We start from the raw sequence: 23,951 nt of genomic DNA, 5'->3' as shown, positions 1-23,951 counted from the left end.
CGCGTGGCCCGCCGCATCCAGCGCAGCCTCCATGTCGCGGTGATAGCGCCCGGTCGCCTCGTAGACGACGCGGACCGGGGTCTTGCCGATCCAGCGGCGCAGAGCCGCGAGACCCGCCTTGTCGTTGCCGAACCGGGCATGCCGGCCGTCGGACTGACGGTGGATGTCGAGCGTGTCTTTGGAAATGTCGATGCCGATGGTATCCTGCATTGCCTTTCGTCTCCTGTGCTTGTCGTACGGGGCAATGCGCGCAGCATCCCCCACCTATCCGTTCAGGACATGCGAAAGGCGGGGGCGATCCAACTTCTGACCGGTCCTTGGGAACCTCCATCCTTTCGACCCGTCCCCCGCCGCTCTCCGGCATGTGTGAGGTGCCGGAGAGCGGCTCCTGTATCGCACAGGAGCCGGAATCGATCTCAAGACAAGCATCCGTCCGCCCACGTCATCGGTGATCACCTCGTCCAGATAGCCGGTCCGCGATCCGCAGATGGTGCATTCCCGATCGGCCCTGGAGGCCGAAAAGGGATGGTCCTCGAAATCCAGGCTGCGCACGGCGGTATGGGGCGGCAGCGCATAGATGCGCTGTTCGCGGCCCGCCCCGAAAAGCTGGATCGCGGGGCAGTCGTCCAGTTTCGGATTGTCGAATTTCGGGATCGGCGAGGGATCCATGACATAGCGCCCCGCGACCTCGACCGGATAGGCGTAGGAGGTGGCGATCTCGCCGTGACGGGCGATGTCCTCATACAGCCGCACCTGCATCAGATCGGAATCGGCCATGGCGTGGATGCATGCGGCGGGTTTCGCTCTCGCGCGGCTCCAGAAAGAGCATCGGCTCCGGGATCGGCACCTGATAGACAAGGATCTGGTCGCTGCTCAGGGCGGTTTCGGCGATCCGGTGGCGGGTCTGGATCAGCGTGGCATCACGGGTGCACCCGGTCGTGGCGATACCGGCGGTGCGCTGAAAGAACCTGCGGATGCTGACCGCATTCGTGGTGTCGTCGGCGCCCTGGTCGATGACCTGCAGCACATCCTCGGGCACAAGCGTCGCCGCCGCTACCTGCACGCCGCCGGTGCCCCAGCCATAGGGCATCGGCATCTCGCGGCCGGCAAAGGGCACCTGATAGCCCGGCACCGCGATCGCCTTCAGGATCGCACGCCGGATCATGCGCTTGGTATCCTCGTCGAGATGGACGAAATTACAGGCCCGATCGCTCACAGAAGCCGCCTTTCGATCAGCGCGGCTTCCAGCGCCTCGGCCGAGGTGAAAGGCAGCCCGTCCATGCCGATGCCTTTCGCGGCGGCGACATTGGCCGGATTGTCGTCGATGAACAGGCAATCGGCGGGCGCCAGCCCGGCGCGCTGGCAGAACAGGCGGAAGATGGCCGGATCGGGCTTGATCATGCCGACCTGCCCGGAAACGATGGTGGTCCCGAAAGCCCGGCCCAGCCGCGGCAGGGCCGCGACGCCGATGGGCCATGTTTCCGCCGACCAGTTGGTGATCGCGTGGATCGCGAAGCCACGCTCGCGCAGGCGTTCCATCAGGGCCCAGCTGGCCTCGATGGGCGGGCTCAGCGTGTCGGCGAAACGGCGCGGATAGGCGGCAAGCCGGTCCGCGTCGGCGGGATCGTCCAGTTCGGCGGCAAGCGCGGCGAAGCGGGCCCCGCCATCGGCGCGCAGGTTCAGGCGGGCAAAGTCGATCCGGGTCAGGAACGCCTCGACCGCCTCGGGTCCATCCAGATCGGGGGCGAAGGCCGGGCGCGGATCCCAGCCGACCAGCACATTGCCGATATCGAAGACGACAGCTTTCGTGGCGCGGTTCATGTCGTGTCCCCCTTTGCCCCGGCCTCGCCGGCCGAGGCACGCAACCTGCGCACCAGTTCCAGCTCGGACTGGAAATCGACATAGTGGGGCAGCTTGATATGTTCCAGAAATCCGGTTGCCTGAATGTTGTCGCAGTGGACAGCACGAATTCGGGATCCTGTGCCGGGGCGTCCTGATCCTCTTTGCCCGGTCCCTGCCATCTCAGCGCGCGATCGACCAGCGCCACGCACAGGGCCTTGCGCTCGGTCTGTCCGAAGCTGAGGCCGTAGCCGCGGGTGAACTGCGCGGATGCCGGGGCGTCGGCTGGACGTGGTGATGACCCGGCCCTCGGACGCGACCGAAGCTTCGGCGCGGAATCTGCCCAAGTACTACAGTTGCGCATTACGATGACTTCTGATTCAATTTCCCAAACGAATGGGGGATTTGGCGGATGTCGGTGTCTGAATGGGCTGCGGCGGCATTGGATTGGCGCAGTGCGCTTGATGGGCTGAAGGCGTTCATTGCTCCTGCGTTCAAACGATCCGAGCAGCGCGCCTCTGCTGGCGCGTTCATTGACGGCTTGCTGTCCGGAGTGGAACGCAAGACGGGTTGGATGCTGGCGGAAGAAGCCGGATTGTCGAGACCTTACCGCCTTCAGTCTTTGCTGGGCCGGTCGTCTTGGTCGGCGGATGCGCTGTGCGATCGGGTTCGACGCTATGCTTTGGGAACCCTTGGCGATCCGGACGGAGTGCTGGTTATAGATGAAACTGGATTTTTGAAGAAGGGCACGCATTCCGTCGGCGTCGCGCGGCAATATTCCGGCACAGCGGGGCGGATCGAGAACTGCCAGATCGGCGTGTTCGCGAGCTATGCCAGCCGCTGGGGCCATGCGCTGATTGACCGGCGGCTCTACCTGCCCAAGACCTGGGCCAATGACCTCGACCGCCGTGCCAGGGCGCATGTGCCGGAAGAGGTCGACTTCGCGACAAAACCGGCCCTGGCCTGCGAGATGGTCGCGCGGCTGCTGGAGGAAGGCACGCCTTGCGCCTTCGTGCTGGCCGATGCAGTCTACGGGTCGGACCATCGGTTCCGGCGCATGCTGGAAGATCGCGAGCAGCCTTATGTGCTGGCCGTGCGCTCGACCCACAGCTTGCGGTTTCTCGAGGAATGGCATCTGGTCCAGACCGATCCCGCGACGATGATCGCAGACCTGCCGCCCGAGGCCTGGCACCCGCTCAACGCGGGCGAAGGTGCCAAAGGCCCGCGGCTTTACGACTGGGCCTGGGTGCCGCTCAGCCATACAGCCAGAGAAGGCTTTTCCCGCTGGTTGCTGGCGCGCCGAAACCTGCGTGACCCGGAGGCCATCGCGTACTACTTCGCCTATGCTGGCACCGAAGCGACCCTGGCCGATCTGGCAGCGGCGGCCGGGCTGCGCTGGACAATCGAGGAATGTTTCCTGCGCGCCAAGGAGGACCTGGGCCTCGATCATTGTGAGGCGCGCTCCTGGCATGGCTGGCATCGGCACATGAGCCTGGTGATGGCCGCAAGCGCCTTTCTTGCACGCCTCAGCGCCGATCAGCGCCGAACGGCCTTCAGTAAACCGAACAAAACGAGTCCGCAGATTCAGACGGCAGCAGCATGATCACCCGGCTCCGAAACACCCTGACCACACCAGAAATCCGCCACCTGATCGCGCGCCTGCTGCTGCGCCCAATACTGACCGCCGCCTTCATCTGGGACTGGTCACGATGGCGACGAGAGCACCAAGTCGCCGCAGCCATCGCACACCGAAAAATTCGACACTATCCGCAACTGTAGTACAAGGCGGCGCTGGTTCATGTGGCCGAAGGAGTCTCGATGGTGGATTTCAGGCCGGTTGCGCTGTTCCGCGCCTGTTTTCCGGCGGATCCGTTGCCCGATCTGCCCGCGCGGCTGCGCGAAAGCCAGTCGATCACGGTGGCTCTGGCGGCCTGCGGGATGACCTGGTGGGCGGCGGAACGGGTGACCCTGTCGCCCAGTCACGACGGTTAGTCGGACGGACGCGCCTCGCGGCGTCGGCGCCGCGCCTGGCCGTGGATCAACCTGCCGATCATGCCGATCATCATCGGCGTCTCGACGACGAAGCTGACGCGATCAACCGCGCGCATGGCGCGGAAATCGCGGATCATGTTCTCGGCCTCGATGCGCATTGCTGCCCCTGCCTTGTCCGGAAGATTCCTTGCGCGCGTCCCGTGACGATCCCTTGACGCCTTGGGGACGGTTCCGTGAAGGTTCCGTCGGATGGGTGAATCGACAGCCGTGACATGCGTCCGCCTTGCAAAGCGGTTAGCGAGGGATCATGAGACTTGCGATTTACTGGGCGCCGCCGCCGGGGCAGTTGGACGATCTGGCCGGCCGGTGGCTGTCGGGCGAGGATATCGGGACGACAGGCCTGCCGCGCCCCCAACGCGATCTGGTCGCCGCGCCCGCCCGCTATGGCTTTCACGGCACCATCAAGGCGCCGTTCCGGCTGGCCGAGGGTTGCAGCATCGCCACGATCGAAAGCCGGATGGAGCGGCTTTGCGCCAGCCTCGCGCCGGTCGCGCTGCCCGCGATGCAGTTGGCTTGCGAGGCCGGTTTCGTCGCCCTGCGCCCGGTCGCGCCCTCCGAGGCGCTGGCACGGCTGGCCCTTGCCGTGGTGCGGCATCTGGACGACCTTCGTGCGCCCTTGACCGCGACCGAAATTGCCCGGCGCCGCCCCGAAAGCCTGTCTCCGCGACAGCGCGGCAATCTCGATCGCTGGGGCTATCCCCATGTGGCCGAGGATTTCCGCTTTCACCTGACCCTGACCGGTCCCGTTGACGGGGCCGAGGGCCGCGCCATCGTGGCCGCGCTGGCCCCGATCCTCCAGCCGGCCCTGCCCCGCCCCTTTCCGATCGACCGACTTTGCCTGTTTCAGCAGCCCGAGGGCGGCCGCTTTCGCCAGATCGGGGTCTGGTCACTGACCGGAACAGCGAAGGGCTGAGTCGCGCGATCCGGATCACGCCGGCTGCCACGAAGTATCGGGCAGCCGGCCGCGATGCCCGGATCCCAACCCGAAAGGAATGCTTTGTGCCTGCAAAGTTTTTTTGGCCCGGCGCCGGACCGTTTTCCAAAGCAGAATGTCATGCGCCTGCGCCCGATATCATCGACCCGAACCGGCCCGTCCGCAGCCTGCCACCAGCGACTTTGATCCCGGGGTCCGTTTTTTACGATTGAACTTCAATGATATGATAAACCTATATCAAATATTCCTCCAGAACACTCCTGCAATAAAAACGTTTAGGTTATTTAAGCACAAGCAAAATAATTTGACTGAAATATTTTGTCGTATTAATATTGATTTATCGGGTGACCAATCCGCGTTTTTCGTTCTTCGTGGTGCCCTCCGGGGCATGTCTTTCAGCACGGCAGCTTTCGATGCAGTTCGACCTGGCTCTTGCCGACCTCATCCGCCCCTATCTTCTGAAGGGTGAATCGACGGCGTGGCACGCCGCCCTGTCGGTGATCTATGTGGAAAGCTACGAGGCGGCGGCCAGCGATGATGGCACGGTAATCCGCGGGATTGCGCGGTTTTCCGGCAATGTCGACCCGCCCAGCTACGATCCCGTGACCGGAACCTTGCGGGCCGGTGCGGCGAATACCGAAGGCCATCCCCGCAGCCAGCCCGACCGTCGCGAGCCCTGGCTTGACATCACCGATGCGCGGGTCGAGTTCGCGCTGACCGTTCCGCGCGCCGCAGGGCAGATCGTGGCGGCGGGCGTCGCCTCGGTTCCCGGTGGCGCCACCGCCTTTCAGCCGGTGCGCAACCTGCTTTCGGCCCTGGATGCGATTCCGACCGATGCGCCGCCCTCGGATTATCCCGGAACCGGCTTCACGCTGGACATGGTCCTGTCGGGAATCGAGATCCGTCCGCCTTTCCTGAAACCGGCGAAGATGGAGGCCAACGGGCTTCTGGTTCCCGACGATTCGCGCCCCGATGTCGTCTTTCATCTGCCAAGGGTGAAGCTGCGCCTGTCGCAGGGTTCGGGCAACAACGCGGTTCTGGACGTGGCGCTGGTGTCGCTGGGTGTGGCGGGGCTGGACGATCCCGGCGACCTGGCGGCGGTCGAGATGATCCGGATGCAGCCCGCCTATGCCTTCATCGGCAGCGGCCGCGTTGTGGGCTTCGCCTTCCGATCGGCCTTTCTGGATCTGGCCGACGGCTATACCCCGCCCGAGGTTCTGGACCAGTTCGGCTTTGACGAAAGCTGGACCGGGCTCTTCCTGCCCGAGGTGCGGATCTTCTTTGCGCCCAACGGGGCCGAGGATTTCGCCGTCAATGCCGGGGTCGAAAACCTGCTGATCGGTCTGGGCCAATCCTCGGGCATCACCGGCGATTTCGATGTGGCGGTGATCAATCAGGGGTCGGGAGATCTGGCCCTGTCGGCCCGGTTCTTCGACCCCGAGGGCCGCGCCATCGGCATCACCCGTCTGACCGACACCACCGCCGAGGCCCGCCTGCCCGCAACGACCCGCATGGTCGTCGATGTCACCGGAGGGCGTGCGCCCTTTACCGTCAACGCGAATTTCGACGGTGCCGATCACGCCGGAATGCTGCATTCGATGACGGCGACCGCGGCCGCCAAGACGGTCACGATCACGGCGCGCGACACCTCGTCCCCGGTCAAGCAGAAGGTGTTGTCCATCCGCGTCATGCTGCGGCAGGCGATCTCGGTCGAGCCTGCGCCCGGCGCGCTGCCCGATCTGGCCGCCAGTCTGCGCACCACCTCGATCACGCTCGACGGGCAACCGCAGGACGCGCCGCCGCTGCGCCTGGTGTCGGACGGCGGCAGCGGGGTGGTGATCGGCGTCGATGGCGTGGCGCCGAACGCCGCGACCCAGTGGCAGATCGACGGCGCGCCCGCCGGTGCCTCGTCCACGCTGAGCCTGGCTCTGGCGGGGGGCGAGACTAAGACGGTGCGCGCCGCCCTGCCCGGCCAGACGATTACCTCGATCGACGGCTATTTCCGCTTTGATCACCCGCCGGTCGATGACGTGGTGACCTTTTCGATCAATCCGCTGAACACCTCGGCCGATCAGGCGACCGATCCGGCCGCGACCGCGCCCTGGAAGCCGCCGGCACGGCAGTTCCTGGCCCAGTGGCGGCAGGTTCTGGCGCGGATCACCCCGAAGACCGTCACCATCGAGGGCACGGCAAGCTACGAGAATGACGACCAGAAGGCGAAATACAATTACCTGCTGTCGCAGCGCCGCGCGCAGGGTCTGGATGCGCTGATCCGCAACGATCCGGCGCTGTCGGGCTTTACCGTCAATTTCCTGCCCGTGCCCGTCGCCGCCAGCGCCCAGCCGGCAGGCGCCTGGACCACGGGCTGGAAAACCCATGGCAGCCCGCGCGAGCAATGGTGGAAGGCCAATATCCGCGATTTCTCCGTGACCCTGCCCGGTCCGGTGATCGAGGGCGAGGCGAGACGCCCCGCCGCGCCCGAGCCGCCCCCCGCGGTGCCGCCGGCGCGCGATGTGCCGCCCGACAATCCGCCGCCACCGCCATGGTTCCGCCAGGCACGGCTGAAGATCCGTATCGTGCAGGATCAGTTCGTCGCCGTCGAATTGTCCGGCCAGGTCGATTTCGAAACCGCGCTGGAATCGCAGATGGACACCTCGGGCGGCAACACCATCCCCGACATTCGCGGGCTGGGCAACAATCCCGCCGACGGGATCACCGATTTCCTGTTTCTCTACCAGACCGATCCGGCCAGCCAGACCGACGAGATCAAGCTGTATATCGGGGCCGATCCCAACGACCGCGACGGGCTGGTGATGACCGGTCAGTTGCAGGGTCAGGCGCTTGAGGCCCCCAATACCGCGCGCAACATCCTTGGCATGACGACGATCTTCACGCCGCTTCTGGCCGAAATCGCGCCCGCCAATCCCGCCGATGGCGGCGTCGCGCCCATCATCCTGTCGGCCGCCGTGATCGCCCTGCCCTCGGCGCTGGCCGAGATCCGCATCGACGGGACGCCGCTTCTGAATGTCGAACGTGTCGTGCTGTTCGGCGGCGAGGGCAAGTTCCGCCGCGTCGGCGACCGGTGGGAAACCGTGATCTTGTTCGACGTGGAAACGGCGATTTCGGCCCGGATCAAGCTGGGCGGTTTCCTGCTGCTGGAAATCCCGCGCGATACGCCGCTGGCGGTGCGCTACAAGGCCATCGGGCTGAAATTCGGCCAGCCTCCGGGATCGACCGCCGGCTGGGAATTGCGGCCGGTCTTCGATCAGTCCAAGGGCTATACCATCGACGTCTCGGGGCCGGGCCAGATTCGCCTGCCCGATCCGCTGGGCAAGATCCTGCAGGTGCTGGGCGCGCGCATCGCCCGGACCAACCCGCTGAACTTCGAGATCGACCTGGGCTTTGCCGTCGATCTGGGCGTGATCACCGTCGAACGCGCCCGCGTCCGCCTGCCGCTGGACCCGCTGGGACCGCCCGAACTGACAGCCTTCGCCGCCGGGCTCAAGGTTCCCGGCGTCCTGGAAGGCCGCGGCTATATGGAGATGAACAATTCCGGCGGCGCGATGGAGATCAAGGGCGGCATCGACGTCTCGCTGATCCCGATCAAGCTGCGCATCGCAGCACAGGTCGCGGTGGCCCAGATCCCCGCGGCCCAGGGCGGCCCCGCCACCGGCGTCGCCATCGCGCTGGAGGTGGAGTTGCCCGTCGCGATCCCGCTGGCGCAATCGGGCTTCGGCATCTACGGATTCCTCGGCCTTTTCGCGATGCATTACGGGCGGGACGAGGACGGCATCACCTCGCTGACGCCGGCGCTGACATGGCTGAAGGACCGGGCGCAGGGCGATCCCACGAACCTTCAGGCCTGGAAGCCGCAGGTCGGCCGCTGGGCCTTTGGCGCCGGGATCACGCTGGGCACGATGGGCTCGCCGGTGATCTTCAACGTCAAGGGCATGTTCCTGCTGGAACTGCCCGGACCGCGCATCATGCTGATGGTCAAGGCCAAGCTTCTGGCGGTGCTGCCGGAATTGAAGGACAAGAACGCCGAAGGCACCTTCATGTGCGTGATCGACCTGGATTTCGGGCGGGGCACGCTGACCATCGGGCTGTCCATCGACTTCTCGATCAAGCCCATCGTCGAGTTCAAGATCCCCATCGAGGCCTTCTTCAACCTCAAGTCCGGCGGCGACTGGCACGTCTATCTGGGCACATTCGCCGGCAGCGATCTGCAGGGCCGTCCGATGCCCGGACCGATCCGGATCCGGATCTTCGAGGTCTTCGACGGCGCCGGCTACATGATGGTGTCGGGGCACGGCATCCCGTCCTACAAACCCACCTGGTCGAATTTGCCCGCCTTGCCGCAGGTGCAGGGAACCGCCCTGGCAACCGGGCTGGAAGTCTCGATCGTCTGGGGCAACACCTCGATCAACCTCTATCTGCGGGTGACCGCAGGCTTTAACGCGGTGCTGGGATTCGAGCCGTTCTATGTCGGCGGCCTGCTGTATCTGCGCGGCGAATTGAAGCTGTTCATCATCTCGCTGTCGGCCTCGGCCGGTCTGGCCGTGCAGATCGGCCAGCGCATCGACGTGATCGGCGGCGCCGAGGTCAAGACCGAGATCGCGCGCATCGACGGCGAGGTCTGCGGCGAGCTGGACCTGTTCTTCTTCACCCTCAAGGGCTGCGTCAATTTCCATCTGGGCGAGCAGAACCAGATCCTGCCGCCGGCGCCCAGACTGGTCACGGCGGCCTCTCTGGTGGGCCGTTCGCCGGCGCTGGCCATGGGCACCGGCACGGATCGCAAGATCGACGCCAAGATCGGTGATGCGGTGGCGGCGACCGCCCAGCCCGCGGCCGATGCGATGCCGGTGGTGCCGATCGATTCCATTCCGGTCATGGTCATGTCGGCGACGCCGCGCGACGACGCGCTGACGATCTTCGGGGAAGATGTTCTGGGCTCGCCCGGCGCGCCTGCCGACGGCTTTGTCAAGCGCGGCGATTTTTCCTATCGCTACGATCTGAAGACGGTGACGCTGGAAACCGCCGATGGCGGCCCGGCCATCGGCGGCGGGTCGGCGCCTTCGGTCTGGTGGACCCAGAACGCGCCCGCCGACGCCAATCTGGCGGCGCAGCTGGCGCTGCTGAACTGGACGCCGAACCCCGCGCCCAAGGCGCTGGAGCGCACCGAATTCCAGGAACAGTCCATCCTCGAACGCTGGGGCACGATCTGCAACGACGCCGCGCCGGCCGCGCCCGTGCTGTGGACCTTCAACGATGAACCGCTTGGACCTTCGGAAAGCGGGTGGCGGCTGAAGGGCGTGGCCTGGCCCGACCCGGGCGGGACCGAGCGGTCCGAGCCCGCCGACGACATTCTCGAGGTTCGCGAGACCTGGCGCACCGGCGATCGCGATCTGGACCGCGCGCGCGGCATCGTCCCTGCCATCGTGCAGGGCGGCAAGGTCCGCTGCCTGCCCCGGCAGGACGGAAATACCGGCGCCGGCGGCAATCGCCGCCTTGCCGATGCGATGCTGACCGGACCGCTGGCGGACCTGATCCGCGCCGGCCGCGACCGCATCCTCGTGCCGCCGCTGGCCGAAACCGCAAGCCGGGCTACCAGCCTCGGCACGGGCGCGGCGCCGGGCCGCTTCCCGGACCGGCTCGCGGCCGAGACCGCCCGACTGAACGCGGCGACCGAGGGCAGCACCGGCAAGCGCCGCAACGACCGGCTGGACGTGCCGCGGCTGACCCTGTCCCAGGTGGTCCAGAACCTTGCCCAGGGCAGCGCGGTCCATCGCGCCTCGCTGGCCGCCAGCCTGACGGATAACGGGGATGGCGGATCCAATCCAGACGGGCCGAATTGCGACGGTCGGGTGCTGGCTTCGCCGCTGTGGGATACCGGTCAGCCGGTCGTCTTCGGCGATCGCAGCAAATCCGAAAGCATCGCCGCCGAACTGGATCTGATCGGCCACAAGCACGGTCCCCTGTCGGACGTGATCGACCTGGCCACAGGCGAGATCGCCGAGGGCGTGATCCTGATGTGGGCCAATGAACGGCTGCTGAACAAGGAATCCGGGCGCGGTCGCAATCTGACGATCCATTACCTTGACGACGACGGCGCCGTTCTGGACGAACGTCCCGTGCTCCTGTCCGACATGCTGATGCCCGGCACCTTGCTGCCACCGCGCTGGATCGACATGGCCGGCCCGTGGATCGAGGATGTCTTCCACGCCGTTCTCTATGCCAACACGATCCTGGGGCGGGTGCCGGTTCTGGTGACGCTGAAGCCGCCCGCCGGAACGCAGGCGGTCCGCATCGGCGTTCTTTATTCCGACCTCAAGACCGCGACGGCGATGGAACAGCTTGGCCGGCCCTATTACATCGCCGGGATCGAGTTGACCCGCATGTCCGAACTCAGCCGCAGCGACTGGGACGAAACCCAGATCACCCGCAACCGCGGCGTTGTCGAAAGCTTCCTCGGACCGGATTCGGCCAGTGTCGCGCTGATGCTGCCGGGCAAGACCTACAAGGTGACGACCGTCACCGGCGTGCAGGTCCGCAATTCGGAAGGACAGGTGCAGACCGAGACGGACCAGACCGAAACCTTCTGGTTCCGCACCGATGCAAGCGCGCCGGCGCGGCTGGATCCGTGGATGCTGTGCACCCTGCCCGACGAAAAGGAACAGCATGTCTTCGGCCACGAGGCGATCAAGCTGGTCTTCAATACCAACGATGTGGATCAGCTTTATGCCGCCTATGGCAAGGAATTGCGGGCACGCCTGAAGGCGGCATCGTTCCGCCAGGTTGACGAGCCGGGCGTGCAGCACCCCCTGCCCATCGGCGACGCCACGCTGGAGCCTGTCTCGGCCACCCATCTGTCGCCCTTCGAGGCAGTGCTGACCGAACTTCTGAAAGAGGCCGGACCCTGTATCGCCGTCGATGAGACGCGCGCCCGCCATTCCATGCTGGAGATCCCGATCCCGATGGACCCCCATACCGATTACGTCCTCGATATCGAGGCCGTCGATATCGGCGCCGCGCCGAACACCACCGGCCAGCGCGTGCTGCGCAAGCCCTTCTCGACCGGTGCTTTTGCCTCGACCGAGGACTTCGCGCTGCAATTCGCCGCCACCCGCACCGAACATCGCGCCGTGGCGCCGGGCGCGATGCAGGCGATCGGCGTGCAATTCGCCGCCCGTCAGCCCGAGGGTCCGGAACTCGACAGCGCCATGATCGCCGCCGGGCTGGAACCGATGCCGGTGCCGGATCGCCCGCGCATCGTGATCTTCTGGGAACAGGCCGGCCCCGCCGCTCAGCCCGCCCCTGCCGCCGTGCTGATCGACGCATCCGAACCCCTGCGCCGCACAAGGATGCTGCCACGAGAGATCGCGAGCGATGACGAAACACCGGTCACGCGGCTGGAACTTGTCGCGCAGGAATGGCTGAACGTGGCCGAGGGGCCGGGCGGCGACGCGATCATCGACCGGCTGATCCACGCTCCCGGCGCGCAACGTCTGCTGATGACCCTGAAACCCGGCTCGCGCGGCAAGATCCTGCAGGCCGATCTGGTCCGCCGCGCCTTCCCGCTACCCTATCTGGACGGCGCCGGGGCCAGCGATGCGCGCTATCCCATCCTGGCCGAGACGCTGGCCCGCGCGCCATGGGAGGAAGAGGACTGACATGGCACCGCCGCGCATCTTCGATCCGACCGCATTCAAGGCGCAGGGCGCGCTGATCACCACGCGCGCTCTGTTCAAGGGCTTTCCGCGCCCGCCCACCGATCTCAGCGACGCGCCGCGCCTGGTCTTCCTGCGCTGGCAGGTCAATCCGCGTATCGGGATGCCGGTCGAACCGTTCAAGGTCTGGCGCCGCCAGGCCATCCAGGTCGAGGAAACCGCGATCGAACCCGAACGCCTGACCCTGCCGCCGCTGGGACAGATCCATGTCATGCCCGAGCCGATGGTGTCGCTGTCGCTGGACCTGCGCGCCGGATCTTCGGGCGCGGCGGGCAATGTGGTCTTTTTCGCCGACGGCATCGGGTTCGAGAACATCCTCGCGATCCTGCCCTATAATCTGGGCGCGAACGGCGCGACCGTGATGCGCTTTCAGGCGGCCTACGTCACCGCGGTCCTGATCCTGGGCACTGGCAGCGTGCAGGGTTTCGCGGGCCTGCCGCAATCGGCGGCCGACAAGATCGGGGGATGGGAGCTGGTCGAAACGGTCGGGCTGCCGGTCGATGAAGGCGGCTGGTCCGATCTCGCCGACCAGAACCACGGCGTCAAGCAGGGCCTCGTGGGCGCCGAGGTGCCGGCGCCTGACGCCGCAGCCCAGCGATATGCGCGCGGCATCAACCCCTTCGGCTGGCACCAGACCTTTCCCACGGGCGAGATCGCGCCCGCCTGGACGCTGCCGTCGCCCAAGGATCTGATCGCGGATGCCGACACCCAGCTTTTGCCCATGCTGCACGAGGCGATGCGGCTGCCCCCCGCCGACCAGGCCGGGTTCACCCGCGATTTCCAGATCAACCCGCCCGAAAATCCCTCGGGCCAGCAGATGAGCGGCGATCCCGGCCGCGCCATCATCGCGCCGCTGACATTGCTGCAGATGACGGTTTCGACCGATCCGTTGCAGGCCGTCACGCTGGGGTTCGGAACCGGCTATCTTTACGAGGACATTCCCGGCATCACGCTGGGCGCGATGTCGTTCTTTGATGACAGGGGCGTCAGCGACTGGGATTTCATGGTCACCGGCCTGTGGCGCGGCGAGGGGATGCGGGCCGGGCGCGAGGTCGAATTCGCGGCCCTGATCCCGCGACCGCGCCTGGTCCTTCCGCCACCCGCCCCCGCCGATCTGGCCCTGGATTTCCTGGGCCACCACCAGCCCGCCGCGCCAGACGGACCCTGGAGCGCGGCGACGCGGCTGTCCTGGGAACGGCTGCCGCTGGACAATCTGTCGCGCGTGGCCAGCTTTGCCGCCGGCCGGGCCGATCTGGCGCAGCCCGGACAGCCCGCCCATCCGCTGATGGAACGCCGGGCGACCGCGCCCGGCCATCTGCCGATCGGCGATGCCCGCAATCCGCAGGATCCCGAACCCACGCGGCAAAGCGCCAGCGACAGCTTCTATCCGATCCCCAACGATCCGGGCAGTGTCAGCGCGCGCTATGGCATCGCCACCCAGAACATCTTCGGTATCTGGTCGCCCTGGGTCGTCACCGCATTCGATTCCAGCCAGCCCGATCCGGATGCCGTCCAGATCGTCGATGCCAATCTGGTCCCCACCGATCCCGGTCCGCCGGCCACCGTCTGCCCGGGCGAATTGCGGGTCGAGATCGTGCTGGACTGGCGCGCGCGGCGCCCGGCCTCGGTCGCGTTCCGCGGTCGGCTTTTCGCCTCGGCCACGCGGCACGACGATCCGCCCGCCGGAATGCCCGGCGCGGTCCAGACCGATCTGGCCGGGGCGACCAGGATTGTGACGATCAGCTTCGCAGGCGACGTGCCCAGTGTCGCGGGCGGCAGCATCCTGGCGCTGAACTCGCAGGGCGACGCCACCGTCGCGCCGGGCCCCGCGCAGGGCAGCAGCCGGCGCTATCGCCTGATCGTGCCGGGCTTCTCGCTGGATTACGCGGCCACGCCCCATATCGGGCTGGCGCTGTCGGCGCGATTGCAGGAACGGCTGGCGCCCATGCGAACCGGCGCCTGGTCGCCGCCCAAACTGGCCTATGCTTCGGATCCGCGTGCACGATTGACCAACATCATGCCGATCGTTCCGCTGACCAGCCTGCCCGATGCGGGGGGCCAGGGGCACGCGCGGCTGTCCTGGGCCGCCCTGCCCGGCGCCGCCGGTTACGTCGTCTATACCTCGAACGAATTCACCCTGCTGGATCGGACCGGGCAACCGCGCGCCGCCCCCGACGCCACTCTGTCCCAGCGGCTGGTGGCGATGCAGGCCGCCTTCGATGCCGATCCCGACCGCAACGCCTTCACCCGTGTCAACGACACGCTTCTGACCGCGACCAGTCTGGACGTCGCGATCCCGCGCGGCTCGCAGGCGATCCATGCCTGGATCGTGCTGCCCGTCAGCGCCGGCGGCACCGAGGCGCCCTGGCCCATGACCTCCAGCGCGATGATCGTCTATGCCGCGCCCAAGGTGGCCGAACCCGCGCCGCCCCGGATCGAGGTGCGCCGGATCGAACAGGGCGCGGGCTTTGCCGCCCGCATCCGGGTCGAGACGCGGGCCGATGCGGGCGCGCGGCCACGGCATCTGAAACTGTATCGCACCCGCGTCGCCGACGCCGCCCGCGCGCTGGACAGCATGGGATTGCCGGTGGCCGAGATCTCGGCCTCGGGCGGGGGCTGGTCCACGACGCCGCCCGCGCCCGCCGCCGATGGCTGGATCGACGTGGCGACGGGGACGGACGCGCCGGGCGGATCGTGGAAACATGTCTGGTATCGCGCCGTGGCCCTGGCCGACGGCCTGCCGCAAAGGGGCGTGCTGGGCGGCCGGTCGCTGGCCTCGCCCGCGGTGCCGGTGGTGATCCCGCCCGCCGGACCGCCGCCGCTTTCGGCGCTTGCGCTGAGCTGGCCGGGCGGCGGTCCGGGCGATGTGCTGGCGAGCTTCGCAACCGATGCGCCCGTGGCCGAGACGCCGCTGGGCGCCCATATCCTCGAGGTCGAGGCGCTGGAACAGGGCCTTCCCGCACCGGTCATCCGCCGGCGGATCGCCCTTGCCGAAATCGCCGCTGCCGCGCCCGCCGCGCCGGATTCCGGCCTGTGGCGCAGCGCGCCGGGGCAATATTCGCTGCTTTTGCGGCGCGCCGACGTGACCCATTCGGCCAGCCTGACGATCCGCCTGATCGACCCGCTGGGCCGGGCAAGCGAACGCGTCGCCGCGATCGGGCCCGGCGTGCTTCTGCCGCCGCCACAGATGTCCGAGATCGACAGTTTCTCGATCGCCGGGCGCGGCAAGGTCTTTACCTTCACCCTCGCGAATACACGCGACGACATGATCAACGGCCAGCCCTGGCGCCTGCGGATCGAGCTGGCACCGGCAACGATCGTCCCGCCGACCCGCTTTCCGCGTCGGGGCGTGCCCGGAGGCCTGCCGGGCCGGGGAATTCCCCTGCCCGGCGGCGGCCTGACCATCCGCGGACGGACACAGTTCACGCTGTCGGACGGCAAATGGATCTATGACGCGGCGCTTGCCTCGATCCCGGTCACGGCGCCGGACGAAACCTTCGCCGCCGCGCGCCAGCGGGTGGGCGACAGCCTGCGGATCTCGATCATGGCGAAATCGGCCCTGCGGGCGGTTTCAGCCACGATCACCGGCCCGGACGGGGCCAGCGACAGCAAGAGGGTCAGGGGATGATGACGATCGGGAAAGGACCGCAGCGATGGTGACCGTCTTCACATTGACGCCGGCGGCGGCCGCACAATCGTTGCAGGATAGCGGGCTCGATGCGCTTGGCCTGACCGCGCCGCGCCTGGCGGCTGCCTGGGGTACGGCCAATCCCGGCTTCGACGCGGCAGGGCTGCGGCTGACGCCCTCGGGTTCGGCGCGGGCGCCCTGGTTCGGGGTTCTGGAATATCTCGACAATGGCGCGGCCTTTCGCGATGTGTCCGGCGCACCGATCATCGGGCCGGTCGCGGTCTTCCGGCTGCATCCGCAATCCGCCCAGCGGCTCGAGGCGCTGGCCCAGGGCCGCTATGGCCAGCCCGGCCAGCCGCATCACCGCATCATCCCCGAGACGATGGTGTTCACCGGCGCGGTGCCCGCCCCGGACCGGTCGCCCCAGACCTGGGAACCGGGCGATACACTGCCCCGAACCGAGCCCTACAGCTTTCACGACCATCGCGGGCTGATCGTCGATCCGGTCGCGGTGGCTGCCCTGTTCGACGACCTGATGACGGCGTTTCCGGCGCTGGATGCCTCGAACGGGGCGGCGCGGAACGGGGCGGGTGGCGTGGCCAGCATCGCGGGCCTTGCCTCGGGCATCCAGGTTCAGATCTGCGATCTTCATGGCAAGCCCTATATCGCGATCCCCGGCGGGCCGGGCGTCGAAGGGCGCAACGGCGGCAATCCCGCCGGGACGCCCGACGGCAACGGATTGATCGAGCCTGCCCCCGGCGACACGCTGACCGGGACCGGCACGGCGGCCGCGGCGCGGCTGCGACTGGGCTGGGCCACGGGCGGGGTGATGGGCGCGGGGCCGCTGGCGCTGCCGACGCTGCCTGCCGGCGTCACGCTGCCCCGGCAATTCCTGCGCGCCTTCGCCACCGATCTGGACTGGCACCTGCGCGGCAATCGCAGCAATGCAACCGTCAGCGGCGTGCCCGCCGATGACGGCAAGATGCCAGCCGATCTGCAACCACAGGTGCGCGACGCGATCACGGTGGATTACCTGACCGACGGTCCCGACCTGCTGGCCGAATCCGGCCGCATCATCACCCGCACCGGCGGCGCGCCGGGCAGTCCGCTGGTCTTTGCCGTGGCGCCGCTGATCGCGGACGGGGTCGGCCTGCCGCCGGCTGTCGGAGGCCCCGGCCACTGGCCAGCCTTTCCCGCGCCCGACACGGCGGCAGGCTTTGCCACCGGCAATGCCAACCCGCTGGCCGGGGCAAGTGCCGCCTGGACCGCAGGCACGGATGTCGTCGTCAGCCTGCCCGCCGATCTGGTTCCCGACGGGGCGTCGGTCCGCATCTATGCGCAACGCTTTCAGCTGATCGATTCGATCGGCGAGGCGCCATCCTTCCTGCGCGGCGATGGCGGCACGGCCATCGCCGCCGGGGGCCAGCCCACACGGATCCTGGTCGGCAATCCGATGGCGCTTGCGCCGGGCGATCCCAGACCCAGCCCGGCGGTGCTGGTCTTCGATCTGGTGGTGACGCCGCGCCGGGGCAGCCGGCGGCTGTTCGCCAACCGCCGGCTGGATATCGCGGCAGGCCCGGCCGCGCTGCCGCCCGACCCCTTTGGCACGCCTGATCCCATGGCCGCGCTGCCGCCCGCGATCAAGTCCGTCTGCCCCGCTCCGATCTTCGGGATGACCCGGACCACCAATCCGGCCGGCGGCCTGACGAATCCCATCGACATCGTCCGCGCCCTGGGCAACGAGACCGAGCCGCGCGAGGGCCCGCGCCACGCCACGATGGGCCGGCTGGAGGGGATCACCGTCTCGGGGATCGGTAATGTGCAATTGCAGGCCGGGCTGGACTGGGACGGGGTGCTGTCGGGCGCCCGCTGGACGCGCGAGACGCGCTGCGCGCTGATGCGCGAGGGCAATCCCGGCAATCCGGCCGGACCCGATACGCATGTCTCCGGCGTCCGGGTGACGGGCGCTCTTGGCTATGACCTGGCCCGCCATGCGGTCAGGCGGGTGCAGCCGATGCTGCCTCTGCCGGGCGGCGCCGCGGCGGGAACCTCGCCGGGCTGGATCGTCATGTCGGGCGGCAACAACATGAACCCGCCCGCCCCCGATCCCGCAAATCCGCCCGCGGCGGGAACCTCGGCCGGGGTGCTGCTGCAAACCGTGGCGGCCATCGCCGAGACGCCGGAACTGTCGCTGCTGCCGGCGGGCAACCCGCTGGACAGCGGCGCGCCGATCACCTTCGACCAGCTTCTCGACGACATCGCCGGGGCGCTTGGCATTCCATCGCCTTCGGGCAGCATCACCGTGGCCAACGAGAATCGCCTGATCAACGAGGTGCGGCGCGAATATTTCCTGTCCCGCGACGGGGTGCGGGATGCGCTGTGGTCGCTGGCCCGCGCCATTCTGGAGGCCGAGGAACTGGTCTATATCGAAACCCCCGGACTTGCCCGCACGGCGCGGCCCCAGGGCACACCCGCACCCCAGGAAATCGACCTGATCGCGCTTCTGGCGCAGCGCATGTCGGCGCGGCCCAATCTGAAGGCGATCATCGTCACCCCGCGTGACGGAGACCTGATTCCCGCTCCCTTCGCCCGGCGCGCCTTCGCGCAGCGCAAGGAGGCCTATGACACGCTGTCCGCAGCCGCGCCGGGCCGGGTGGCGGCCTTCCATCCGAAGGGTTTTCCCGGCCGGGACGCACTGATCCGCAGCACCATCGTCATCGTGGACGACATCTGGTCGCTGACCGGCGCCAGCCATATCCGCCGCCGCGGCATGACCTTCGACGGCAGCGCCGCGGTGGCCTCGTTCGACCGCGACATCGCGCGCGGCTACAGCGTCAAGGTGCAGGGCCAGCGCGTGGCCGCCATGGCCGCGCGACTGGGCGTGGCGCGGATGGATGCCAACGGTTCGCCGGTGGCGGAATTCCTGCGACTGGCGCGACCGGCCTCGGCCTTCTCGCTGATCCGCGACCTGCTTGCACAGAACGGCGCGGGGCTGATCCAGCCCTTGTGGCACGGCCCGCAGGACAATGCGGTGCTGCCGCAGGATGACGACGTGGCCGATCCCGACGGCACGAACGGCGCACCCGCCGGACTTGGACTGGCAGCATTCCTGAGCGAGGCCTGAACGCCGGCCGGGATCCAGTGCCGGCCGTGCCGCGTGGTGCCCGCCGCTCGTCGGCGGGGCAGGAATTTGATCCATGTCCCTGCAAGGCCACAGGCCCGACGATCCGTCGCCCGCCGCCTCCGGGAACGGCGTTGCCGTGCACGGTTTGCTAAGCGCGCCGCCGGTTGCTACATGCAGCGCAACCATACCCGAAGGCAAGTGATGACCCCGCGCCCCGACCCGGACAGCCAGCAGACCATCCGCGACGCCGCACGCCTGTCGGTCGCGCCGATGATGGACTGGACCGACAGCGCCTGCCGCCGTTTTCACCGGATCATGTCGCGCCGGGTGCTGCTTTATACCGAAATGGTCACGGCCCCGGCCATCATTCATGGCGATCCTGAGCGGCTGCTGGACCACGAGGCGGGCGAACATCCGCTGGCCTTGCAGATCGGCGGCTCGGATCCGGCGGAATTGCGACAGGCGACGCGAATCGCCGCCGGTTGGGGCTATGCCGAGATCAATCTCAATGTCGGCTGCCCCAGCGACCGCGTGCAATCGGGCTGTTTCGGCGCGGTCCTGATGAAACAGCCCGATCTCGTGGCCGATTGCGTGGCCGAGATGATCGCCGTCAGTCCGGTCGAGGTGACGGTGAAATGCCGCATCGGCGTGGACGACCAGAACCCGGCCGAGGTGCTGCCCGCCTTTCTGGCCAGGATGGCCGAGGCGGGCGTCACCCGCATCGCCATCCACGCCCGCAAGGCATGGCTGCAAGGTCTGTCGCCGCGCGAGAACCGCGAGGTGCCGCCGCTGGATTATCCGCTGGTCCATGCGATGAAGGCCGAATTTCCCCATCTGCACCTGTCGGTCAACGGCGGCGTCGTCTCGCTGGATCAGGCGCGCGATCACCTGCGCGTCATGGATGGCGCGATGATCGGACGTGCGGCCTATCACCAGCCATGGGACATTCTGGGCGGGGCCGATCTGCTGTGGGACCAGATGCCGCCCTTCGCGACGCCGCGACAGGTCGCCCATGCCATGCGCCCGCTGATCGCGCAGCATCTGGGCACGGGCGGGCGGCTGCATCAGATCTCGCGCCACATGCTGGGTCTGTTTCATGGCCAGCCGGGCGCGCGAGGATGGAAGCGGACGCTGTCAGAAGGCGCATCGAAAGGCGGGATCGAGGTCTATGACGCGGCACTGGCGCAGGTGACGCGGATGGCTGCGTGAGCCGATTTCGCTCTGGCGCCCGTCGCGCGCCGGCGATAACCACAGCCGCATGAGCGCGCTGCTGATCCCCGCCCTGACCCTGACCGCCACGGGCGCCGCAGCGGGAATTCTTGCCGGACTGCTGGGCGTCGGCGGCGGGATCATCCTCGTTCCGGCCTTCCTTTTTGCCTTCACGCGGGCGGGCTATTCCGGGCCGGACCTGATGCAGATCTGTCTGGCGACCTCGCTGGCAACGATCATCGTCACGTCGATGCGGTCGGTCATGGCCCATCACCGGCGCGCGGCGGTGGATTGGTCGATCCTGCGGGACTGGGCGGTCTGGATCGCCATCGGGGCGCTTCTGGGGGTGCTGACGGTCGGCGCGCTGCGAACCCGCACGCTGCAGGTCATCTTCGCGGTGCTGGTCGTGCTGATCGCCAGTTTCATGGCCATCTCGCGGCCGCATTGGCGGCTGGGAACCGAGATGCCCACCGGCATCCGGCGCGCGCTGATCGGTCCGGTGATCGGCTTCGTTTCGGTCCTGGTCGGGATCGGTGGCGGCAGCATGGGCGTGCCGCTGATGACGCTGCACGGACGGTCGATGCATCGCGCGGTCGCGACCTCGGCCGGGTTCGGCGTGCTGATCGCGGTGCCCTCGGTCGCGGCGTTCCTGATCGTTCCGGCCTCGGATGCGCCGCCCTGGACCCTGGGTTCGGTCAATCTGCCCGCGCTTTTCATCACCATCGCCATGACGCTGATCACGGCGCCTTTCGGCGCCGCGCTGGCCCATCGCACGGACCCTGCCCGGCTGAAGCGGATCTTCGCGATCTTTCTGTTCCTCGTCGCCATCAACATGATGCGCAAGGCCCTGACAGGCTGAATCCCGGCAGCCGCCCTGCGAAGGCCCCAGGCCAGGCCAGCCCCAACCATCGGCCTGGTTCCAATCGCGGCGACGGGATGCAGATGGTGGCGGGCCGGCCCTGTCCGGTCGCGGTGGCGGGAGTTGTCGGCAGGACAGCTCGCCAGACGACCCTTGCGTTCAAGGCCGGCCAGGCTTGCGGACGATCACATCGACCAGGGCCGCCGGTCCCGAATGGCCCGGCCCCTCGTCCAGCACGGCGTCATAATCCTCGGCCCTGACCACCTGCCAACCGGGGAAGGCCGGCAACAGACGGTCCGGCGTCCACAGATTCGGTTCGCTGCGCGGCCCGCCCGAGCCGTTCCCCAATTGCCGCGTGCTGAAGCCGTGCAGGAACACGGTGCCGCCGGGCATCGTCGTCCGCGCCATCCCGGCCAGGATTTCGGCCCGCAGGCGTGGATCGGCGAACTGGAAGAAACAGCCCAGGACGACGTCGAAACCGTTCGACGGCCAGCCATAGGATTCCAGGCTTTCCTGCCGCCATTCCATTGTCACGCCATGCCGCGCGGCCAGCGCCATCGCCTTTTCACGACCGGTCCCGGTCGGCTCGATCGCGGTCACGCGACAGCCCTGCCGCGCCAGCCAGACGGCGTTCCGGCCCTCGCCCTCGGCGATGGTCAGCACATGGGCGCCTGCGCCCAGGCCGCCCAAGTGATCGCGCACGAAGGCGGCCGGCGCCTCGCCGAAATGAAATTCCTCTCCGCTGAAACGTTCGTTCCAGTCCATCCGCGATCCTCCTTGTCCTGGTGAAGATACCGCCGGGAGGCCGGACACAGGGCGCCGGCCGCCCGGCCGGAAAGTCAATCGGTCGGCTGATCCAGCGCCTCGAACCCTGCCTTCTGGCGCGCCGTCCAGCGCAGATGCAGGACCAGCCCGTCCTCGCCGGCCTCTTCGCGTTCGACCACCCCGGCCTCGTGCAGCCAGGCCCGGCGCCGGCCATCGGCGAATTCCAGCGTCACGACCGCCGCTTCGCGCGGCTCGTCCAGCGCCTGCGCCAGATGCGCGTCGATCGCAGCGATCAGGTCGTCAAGCCCCTCGCCCGACAGGGCGCTGACCGCCTGCACCCCCTGCGTCCGCGCATCGGTGCGGCGCAGGGCGGCGCGGGTATCGGCGGACAGGGCGTCGATCTTGTTCCAGACCTCGATCAGGTCCACATCCTCGTCGACACCCAAGGATCCAAGGATCTCGGCCACATCTTCGGCCTGTTCCTCGGTCTCGGGGTGGCTGATGTCGCGCACATGCAAAATCAGATCGGCCGCCAGCACCTCTTCCAGCGTGGCACGGAAGGCCGCGACCAATTCCGTGGGAAGATCGCTGATGAAGCCGACCGTATCCGACAGGATGATCTTGCGGCCTGGGGCGCCGGCGCCGGCATCAGGCAGACGGACCGCACGCATCGTCGGATCCAGCGTCGCGAACAGCATGTCCTTGGCCATGACATCCGCACCGGTGAGGCGATTGAACAATGTCGATTTCCCGGCATTGGTATAGCCGACAAGCGCGACGATCGGATAGGGAACCCGGGCCCGGGCCGCGCGGTGCAGCGTCCGGGTCCTGACCACACGTTCCAGCTGGCGGCGCAGCCGGGTCATCTGTTCGTCGATGGCGCGGCGGTCAGCCTCGATCTGCGTTTCGCCGGGGCCGCCGACAAAGCCAAGGCCGCCGCGCTGACGTTCCAGATGCGTCCAGGCGCGCACCAGCCGGGTCCGCTGATAGGACAGGGCCGCCAGTTCCACCTGCAGCACCCCCTCGCGGGTCCGCGCCCGGTCGGCGAAGATTTCCAGGATCAGGCCGGTCCGGTCCAGAAGCTTGACGTCCCAGGCCTTTTCCAGATTGCGCTGCTGGACAGGCGTCACCGGACCGTCGACCAGGACCAGTTCGGCCTCTTCCGCCGACAGCCTTTCGCCTATCTCGGCCAGCTTGCCCTTTCCGAACAGCCGTCCCGCATCGGGACTGCGCAGGCGCGCGACTTCCTGGCCCACGATCTCGATTCCCGGCAGGGCATGGGCCAGCGCCACAGCTTCCGCCAGCGCATGCTCGGGCGTGCGCCGCCGCACGCGCGCATGGCCCAGATCCGGGTGGATCACATAGGCGCGGGTCGGCCTGGCCTCGGTCGAGGTGGGTTCGGCCAATCAATCCTCGTTTTCGTAAAGCGAGATCGGCTGACCCGGCATGATCGTGCTGATGGCGTGCTTGTAGACCAGCTGCGATTGCCCGTCCCGGCGCAGAAGCACGCAGAAATTGTCGAACCAGGTGATCACACCCTGCAATTTCACGCCATTGATCAGGAAGATCGTGACCGGCACCTTTGCCTTGCGGACATGGTTGAGAAACGCGTCCTGCAGGTTCTGCTTGTCGCCAGCCATCTTGTTTTTACCCGTCTTTGGAACTGTCCCGATCGAAAGTTACATCTAAGCCGTCAAGACGGGCCATGCAAGCGACAGTGGCCACATGAAAAATCAACTGCGGATCGGGCTTGCGGCCAAGGCGGAAAGACGCCCCGGCCTGGACGCCGATCCGGCCTTCCCGATCTCGGACGG

Annotated in this window: 14 protein-coding genes and 3 pseudogenes; 9 read left to right on the top strand and 8 right to left on the bottom strand. The window is 67.7% G+C overall.

What is annotated here, in order from left to right; all coding sequences use genetic code 11:
* From AC13CR_RS03135 to AC13CR_RS03120, 4 genes and pseudogenes are all read right to left on the bottom strand, one after another.
* Nucleotides 1-210, bottom strand: a pseudogene (locus AC13CR_RS03135) (IS110 family transposase); the annotation flags it as partial.
* A 54-nt stretch (nt 211-264) separates the two neighbouring features.
* Nucleotides 265-1,165 (bottom strand): annotated as a pseudogene (locus tag AC13CR_RS03130) (alpha-D-ribose 1-methylphosphonate 5-phosphate C-P-lyase PhnJ).
* A gap of 47 nt (nt 1,166-1,212) precedes the next feature.
* Nucleotides 1,213-1,821, bottom strand: coding sequence for an HAD family hydrolase (locus tag AC13CR_RS03125; RefSeq protein ID WP_293015198.1), 609 nt, complete (start codon nt 1,819-1,821; stop codon nt 1,213-1,215).
* Nucleotides 1,818-2,104: pseudogene (locus AC13CR_RS03120) on the bottom strand (carbon-phosphorus lyase complex subunit PhnI); the annotation flags it as partial. The gene AC13CR_RS03125 and the pseudogene AC13CR_RS03120, both read right to left, overlap by 4 nt.
* 153 nt (nt 2,105-2,257) lie before the next feature.
* Between AC13CR_RS03120 and AC13CR_RS03115 the strand changes: the two are divergent.
* The 3 genes from AC13CR_RS03115 to AC13CR_RS03105 are packed head-to-tail and all read left to right on the top strand — an operon-like array spanning nt 2,258 to nt 3,831.
* Entirely contained in the window at nt 2,258-3,442 is a 1,185-nt protein-coding gene (locus AC13CR_RS03115; protein ID WP_446236367.1) for an IS701 family transposase, read from the top strand.
* The gene (locus AC13CR_RS03110; protein WP_293013966.1) at nt 3,439-3,618 is read left to right on the top strand and encodes a hypothetical protein; all 180 of its coding nucleotides are present in this window, start codon (nt 3,439-3,441) and stop codon (nt 3,616-3,618) included. The genes AC13CR_RS03115 and AC13CR_RS03110 overlap by 4 nt, the downstream gene beginning before the upstream one ends.
* Nucleotides 3,619-3,657: 39 nt before the next feature.
* Nucleotides 3,658-3,831, top strand: coding sequence for a hypothetical protein (locus tag AC13CR_RS03105; RefSeq protein ID WP_446232406.1), 174 nt, complete (start codon nt 3,658-3,660; stop codon nt 3,829-3,831).
* On the opposite strand, the gene AC13CR_RS03100 is transcribed toward AC13CR_RS03105, so the two are convergent.
* On the bottom strand, nt 3,828-3,989 hold the full coding sequence (locus AC13CR_RS03100; RefSeq protein WP_292956089.1) for a hypothetical protein: 162 nt from the start codon (nt 3,987-3,989) through the stop codon (nt 3,828-3,830). The genes AC13CR_RS03105 and AC13CR_RS03100 overlap by 4 nt on opposite strands.
* Before the next feature lie 149 nt (nt 3,990-4,138).
* Here AC13CR_RS03100 and AC13CR_RS03095 point away from each other — a divergent pair, with 149 nt between their 5' ends.
* The 6 genes from AC13CR_RS03095 to AC13CR_RS03070 all read left to right on the top strand — a co-directional run bounded on the left by AC13CR_RS03095 (nt 4,139) and on the right by AC13CR_RS03070 (nt 21,372).
* Nucleotides 4,139-4,804 (top strand): DUF1045 domain-containing protein, encoded by a 666-nt coding sequence (locus AC13CR_RS03095; protein WP_292979029.1) that lies wholly within the window; start codon nt 4,139-4,141, stop codon nt 4,802-4,804.
* A 434-nt stretch (nt 4,805-5,238) separates the two neighbouring features.
* Nucleotides 5,239-12,495, top strand: coding sequence for a hypothetical protein (locus AC13CR_RS03090; protein WP_482900396.1), 7,257 nt, complete (start codon nt 5,239-5,241; stop codon nt 12,493-12,495).
* Between the two features lies 1 nt (nt 12,496).
* Nucleotides 12,497-16,180 (top strand): hypothetical protein, encoded by a 3,684-nt coding sequence (locus AC13CR_RS03085; RefSeq protein ID WP_482900395.1) that lies wholly within the window; start codon nt 12,497-12,499, stop codon nt 16,178-16,180.
* A 25-nt stretch (nt 16,181-16,205) separates the two neighbouring features.
* A complete protein-coding gene (locus AC13CR_RS03080; RefSeq protein ID WP_446236420.1) occupies nt 16,206-19,304 on the top strand; it encodes a hypothetical protein in 3,099 nt (1,032 codons plus the stop codon).
* A gap of 201 nt (nt 19,305-19,505) precedes the next feature.
* Nucleotides 19,506-20,513: a tRNA dihydrouridine(20/20a) synthase DusA gene (gene dusA, locus AC13CR_RS03075; protein ID WP_446233079.1), complete on the top strand. Its 1,008-nt coding sequence runs from the start codon at nt 19,506-19,508 to the stop codon at nt 20,511-20,513.
* 49 nt (nt 20,514-20,562) lie between these two features.
* Nucleotides 20,563-21,372, top strand: coding sequence for a sulfite exporter TauE/SafE family protein (locus tag AC13CR_RS03070; protein ID WP_292956071.1), 810 nt, complete (start codon nt 20,563-20,565; stop codon nt 21,370-21,372).
* A gap of 159 nt (nt 21,373-21,531) precedes the next feature.
* Here AC13CR_RS03070 and AC13CR_RS03065 read toward each other — a convergent pair whose 3' ends face one another.
* The 3 genes from AC13CR_RS03065 to hfq form a co-directional block, all read right to left on the bottom strand.
* Nucleotides 21,532-22,137 carry a class I SAM-dependent methyltransferase gene (locus AC13CR_RS03065; protein ID WP_446235554.1) on the bottom strand — a complete coding sequence of 202 codons (606 nt, stop codon included), beginning with the start codon at nt 22,135-22,137 and terminating at the stop codon, nt 21,532-21,534.
* 74 nt (nt 22,138-22,211) lie between these two features.
* On the bottom strand, nt 22,212-23,543 hold the full coding sequence (gene hflX / locus AC13CR_RS03060) for a GTPase HflX (protein ID WP_292956065.1): 1,332 nt from the start codon (nt 23,541-23,543) through the stop codon (nt 22,212-22,214).
* A complete protein-coding gene (gene hfq, locus AC13CR_RS03055; RefSeq protein ID WP_292956062.1) occupies nt 23,544-23,777 on the bottom strand; it encodes an RNA chaperone Hfq in 234 nt (77 codons plus the stop codon).
* Nucleotides 23,778-23,951: the final 174 nt, after the last annotated feature.

The sequence above is a fragment of the Paracoccus sp. L-17 genome (genome assembly GCF_056857655.1).
The sequence above is the reverse complement of the archived record's forward strand: the minus strand, read 5'-3'. Positions and strand labels throughout refer to the sequence as shown.

Excerpts from the sequence above, each read along its gene's own strand:
- dusA (WP_446233079.1), top strand. The coding sequence starts at position 19,506 with ATGACCCCGCGCCCCGACCCGGACAGCCAGCAGACCATCCGCGACGCC.
- AC13CR_RS03125 (WP_293015198.1), bottom strand. The coding sequence starts at position 1,821 with ATGAACCGCGCCACGAAAGCTGTCGTCTTCGATATCGGCAATGTGCTG.
- AC13CR_RS03100 (WP_292956089.1), bottom strand. The coding sequence starts at position 3,989 with ATGCGCATCGAGGCCGAGAACATGATCCGCGATTTCCGCGCCATGCGC.
- hfq (WP_292956062.1), bottom strand. The coding sequence starts at position 23,777 with ATGGCTGGCGACAAGCAGAACCTGCAGGACGCGTTTCTCAACCATGTC.
- AC13CR_RS03070 (WP_292956071.1), top strand. The coding sequence starts at position 20,563 with ATGAGCGCGCTGCTGATCCCCGCCCTGACCCTGACCGCCACGGGCGCC.
- AC13CR_RS03085 (WP_482900395.1), top strand. The coding sequence starts at position 12,497 with ATGGCACCGCCGCGCATCTTCGATCCGACCGCATTCAAGGCGCAGGGC.
- AC13CR_RS03110 (WP_293013966.1), top strand. The coding sequence starts at position 3,439 with ATGATCACCCGGCTCCGAAACACCCTGACCACACCAGAAATCCGCCAC.
- AC13CR_RS03105 (WP_446232406.1), top strand. The coding sequence starts at position 3,658 with ATGGTGGATTTCAGGCCGGTTGCGCTGTTCCGCGCCTGTTTTCCGGCG.
- AC13CR_RS03090 (WP_482900396.1), top strand. The coding sequence starts at position 5,239 with ATGCAGTTCGACCTGGCTCTTGCCGACCTCATCCGCCCCTATCTTCTG.
- AC13CR_RS03095 (WP_292979029.1), top strand. The coding sequence starts at position 4,139 with ATGAGACTTGCGATTTACTGGGCGCCGCCGCCGGGGCAGTTGGACGAT.
- AC13CR_RS03065 (WP_446235554.1), bottom strand. The coding sequence starts at position 22,137 with ATGGACTGGAACGAACGTTTCAGCGGAGAGGAATTTCATTTCGGCGAG.
- AC13CR_RS03080 (WP_446236420.1), top strand. The coding sequence starts at position 16,206 with ATGGTGACCGTCTTCACATTGACGCCGGCGGCGGCCGCACAATCGTTG.